The 4,147-nt window shown below is 60.6% G+C and carries 4 protein-coding genes; 1 reads left to right on the top strand and 3 read right to left on the bottom strand.

Annotated features, from left to right (window positions below):
* The 3 genes from JF781_RS27460 to JF781_RS27470 all read right to left on the bottom strand — a co-directional run.
* Window positions 1-321 (bottom strand): MlaD family protein (locus JF781_RS27460; protein WP_225330620.1); only part of this gene is annotated, 321 nt, incomplete at its 3' end.
* A complete protein-coding gene (locus JF781_RS27465) occupies window positions 311-1,342 on the bottom strand; it encodes an MCE family protein (protein ID WP_374109798.1) in 1,032 nt (343 codons plus the stop codon). The genes JF781_RS27465 and JF781_RS27460, both read right to left, overlap by 11 nt.
* 2 nt (window positions 1,343-1,344) lie before the next feature.
* A complete protein-coding gene (locus JF781_RS27470) occupies window positions 1,345-2,547 on the bottom strand; it encodes an MCE family protein (protein ID WP_225330618.1) in 1,203 nt (400 codons plus the stop codon).
* Window positions 2,548-2,968: 421 nt separating this feature from the next.
* Between JF781_RS27470 and JF781_RS27475 the strand changes: the two genes are divergently transcribed.
* A partial coding sequence (locus JF781_RS27475; protein ID WP_225341344.1) for a GMC family oxidoreductase occupies window positions 2,969-4,147 on the top strand: 1,179 nt, incomplete at its 3' end.

A 4,147-nucleotide genomic window follows, 5' to 3' on the forward strand; every position in this document is an offset into this window, starting at 1 on the left:
GCCTAGTACCGAGTCAGCCTTGATCGACACGACCGACTGATCACCAAGTCGGACTTTACGATCAAGGTTGAAGCCGACCCGGGCCAAGCGGTGTGTTAACTCGACCGAGGTGACATGTCCAACGACGTAGCCCATGATTTGCACGTCGTCGCCTCGCTTGATACCCGCAGCATTAACGAAATAGGCCTCACAACTCTTGCCGCGCGGCCATAACGGAAGTTGCCAGTACCCGATCGAGATGAGCAGCACACTGACAATCACCGTGATGCCGATCGTGCCGGTGCGCAACGCATCACGCTGGCCTCGATTTTCACTTGGCAAACGCGCACCTCCCTTTGCTCGGGTCGGGAGGACCGCCGGCGGGAATAATGATGTCGCTGCCCGCGGGCCCGTTGATCTTGATCTTGAGCGAGCAGTAATAGAAGCTGAAAAAGGATCCGTAGGCGCCCAACGAGGTCAATCGCTTGTAGTCCTCCGGCAACGGGTCTAGCACGTCATTGATGTCCTTTTTGCGCCGGTCCAATTCGGTTGATAGCGGACCCAATTCATTGATAACAGCCTGCAGCGGCCGCCGAGAGCCGGACAGCATCTCGCTCAGGTCGGTTTCTGCCGATGCCAGGGGCCCAATGGCTCCCGCGATAGGTTCTCGGCCTGCAGCGAGAGTGCTTACCAACTTCTGAAGCTGGTCGACGCTGGCGCCTAACTGGCTGGTCTTGGAGTCCACGGTGCCGAGCACCTGATTCAGATTGTCGATGACCTCACCGACCAATTGATCACGCGCCGCGAGGTTTTGAGTGAATGAGCTGGTACTGGACAGCAGGTCAGCAAGCGTTCCACCTTGGCCCTGCAGCACCGCGAGGATAGCGTTGCTGATCTCGTTCACCTTGCGCCCGTCGAGTCCTTTGAGGACGGGTTTAAGCCCGCCCAGCAATGCATCGAGATCGAGAGCCGGTTCGGTGTGCTCACGTCGAATGGTCCCCCCGGGAGGTAATTTCCTGAGCTCGCCCGGTCCAGCCGCGATCTCGAGGTAACGATTGCCCACCAAATCTTGGTAACGGACCAAGGCACGGGTCGACGTGAAAAGTTGATAGCGTTTGTCAACATCAAAAGTTACGCTGACATAGTGCTCGTGTAGTTCGATCGCTCTCACGCGGCCGACGACGATCCCCGAAATACGCACATCCTGTCCGCTTGCTAACCGCGATATCGACGTGAAATCGGCGTGATACTCTTCCGTCGAAGAAAATCTGAATTGCCCGAACGTGACTGTGAGAAGGCCGAGAACGAGCAACATCGCTACGACGAAGATCGCCACTTTTGCTTTCAGATGTCGCGTCCTCATCATCAGTAGTCGTCACGCTCTGCGAAGGAACCATGGAAGAGGAACTGCAGGGTTGACGGTGCGTCGATCTGCATTTCGGTGTTGGGCTGATACGGAACGTAGGCGTTATCAGTCACCAGAAACGGTGTCTTGTACCAAGAGCCGCTGCCCTGCTTGGTCGGCAAGTTGGGCAGCCCGCGACAGTTCGGACCGCCGGAAGCATTGACGATCGGCAGGCTTTCAGGATAGGTGTAGCTCGGCGCCCCGGGAAGCACTGCCGCGCTGACAAAAAGGGACGCTTTTGTGACCCCGAGATAGGGTCCAAATCGTCCTATCGCGTCGGACAACGCGGTGAGCAGACAGCCGTACTCCGGTGAGTAGTCGTGGAGAACATTTAGCGGCGCCCGAAAACGTTGTATTGCAGCGATGTAGGAGTCGGCGGCCGGTGCCAGTGTCTGCTCGCCCTCGTCGGCCACCCCCGCGGCCGCCAAAAGCGACTCCGTCAGATCTTTCTGCTGGCGCACGATGGTGTTGCTGATCGTGGGAACGTTATCCATCGTCGTGACGAGAGCGGGCGCGGCGTCAGCGTAAACGTTGGCAGTGTAAGCCGCACGATCAAGGTCGGATTGCAGCGCGCCCATTCGCGGATTGACCTTGGCCAAAAGGGAATTCAGGTCAGTGGTCAACGCACCTAAGTTGTTTCCGTTGTCGCGTAATCCTTCACCGAGTGCCGCCAGTGTCGCATTCAGTGCCACCGGATCGATCTTGTGGAGAGTGTTGAGCAGCGTCTCGAACAACGAATTGACTTCTACCGCCACCGCAGCCGCCGTGAACCGCGCTCCCGCCGCCACCGCGCCGGCCGCGGGGTGGGCAGGTTCAAGAAACTCCACGGACTTGGCGCCGAATACCGTTGTGCTGGCTATGCGGACCGTCGAATTCGAAGGGATGAACGCTAGCTGGTCACGGCGAACAGCAAGGATGAGCTCGGCGTGTTCGCCGTCATATCGGATGCCCGTCACCTTGCCGACCTGAACACCCAAATACTTGACCTTTGCATCGCGTTCCATGACCAGCCCCGCCCGGGGCGCAGTCACGGTAACCATTGCGACGTCAGTGAATGCGTCACTGTAAGCCAAGTACGTAAACACGCAATAGGCTGACAGTGCCGCAGCGGCAATTACCGCAGCGACCCGGGTCGCACGACGTCGACGCTTTTCTTGCAGCACTGCACCCCCCGTCAATTCCTCATCGCGCGACAGGCCTGGCCGCCATCGGCCGTCTGCGGTTGGGCCCCGATCAAGCACGAATACCGATCGCAGGCCATCGAGCGTTTCACACCTGACGCCTCAGATCAGTTATTGGCCTTTCAGTAATCTCAGTTCGATCGCACCCCTAGGGTGGTCTCGAAAACATCTGTAGCAGACCAAATTTCGTTATGCCATCGACGAAACACAGTATTGATTCGCCCTCCGCGGCCAACAGGAGGAATCGTGCTCCCGCGACCTGTGCGTGGGCGGATCGAGGGCGACAGTGGTGTCAGGTCTGAGCGTGACCACATGATTGCGCCTATCCGTGGGTCGACTGTGTTAGCGTCAACAGATACTTCATATTATGAAGTTAATCTGTGTGTGTCAACGGAGGTGTTGAATGAAGCGAGCACGGGCGACGAAGGATCTCGCCGCGCCGGAGCCAGCCGACTATGTCGTCGTGGGGTCCGGTAGCGCAGGGGCGATCGTCGCCCGGCGCCTCGCCGACACCGGCGCCGAGGTCACCCTGATCGAGTCGGGACGCCAGCGGCGCGGCCCGCTGGTCACGGTCCCGGGCATGTGTGGGGCCATTCACGCGGCTACGGCCTTGCAGCGGTTGGTCACCTGGCCGGCGTATAGCGTCCCGCAACGACATATGAAGGGCCGCAAGCTTCCCCAGTCTCACGCCCGGATACTCGGCGGCGACAGCGTGATCAACGGGATGGCGTTTGTACGCGGAAACCGGCAGAACTACGACGACTGGGCGGCGGACGGGGCAAAGGGCTGGGGGTTCTCCGAAGTGCTGCCCTCCTTCCGGCGAATGGAGAGTTTCGAGGACGGTCCCAGCGATCTGCGCGGCGGATACGGCCCGATTGCGGTGGAACGGGCCACCGGCCTGGCGAGTGTCACCAAAAGCTACATGGTCGCGCTGGCGGCGACCGCCGGCGTCGGGATGAACGACGACTACAACGGTGCGCAGCAGGCCGGAGTGGCGCCGCTTCAGCAGAGCGCGGGCGCCGGCCGGAGAGTGGGCACCGATCGTGGATACCTATGGGACGCTCCGCCGAATCTGCGGGTGCTCACCGGCGCAACCGCGACCCGGGTGATAGTGGAAAACGGTCGGGCGGTGGGAGTGGAGTTAGTCACGGGCCGCAACCGGCGACCGACAGCTCCTGCGCACGCGGGCAGCGAGGTGATCGTCAGTGCCGGATCGTTCGGTTCGCCGCGACTGCTGATGCTCTCCGGCGTCGGCCCTGCAGCCCACTTGCGTGAGCATGGAATCACCGTGATAGCCGACCTGCCGGTCGGTGACAACCTGCACGATCATCTGTTCGTGCCGATGTGCTACCGGGCATCCGGCGGGCGAAGTTCCTCGCCACTGAGTTTCGCCGGAGCGGCGGTCCGCGAATGCGTGCGTCCACGCTCAACGTATCTGGCGCATACCCTGTTTGAGGCCGTGGGCTTCGTCGGCAGCGGAGTGCGGGGCACCGACGTCCCGGACTTGCAGATGTTCATCCTACCGATGGGCTATCCCGAGAATCAGGACAGGCCGGGTCTGCACTTGGCCGCCGATTCGTCA

Source organism: Mycobacterium sp. WUMAC-067, assembly GCF_020217485.1.
In the GTDB taxonomy this organism is placed as follows: Bacteria; Actinomycetota; Actinomycetes; order Mycobacteriales; family Mycobacteriaceae; genus Mycobacterium.

What these genes read in the sequence shown, in the direction of transcription:
- JF781_RS27465 (WP_374109798.1), bottom strand. Translation starts at nt 1,342, where the DNA reads ATGAGGACGCGACATCTGAAAGCAAAAGTGGCGATCTTCGTCGTAGCG.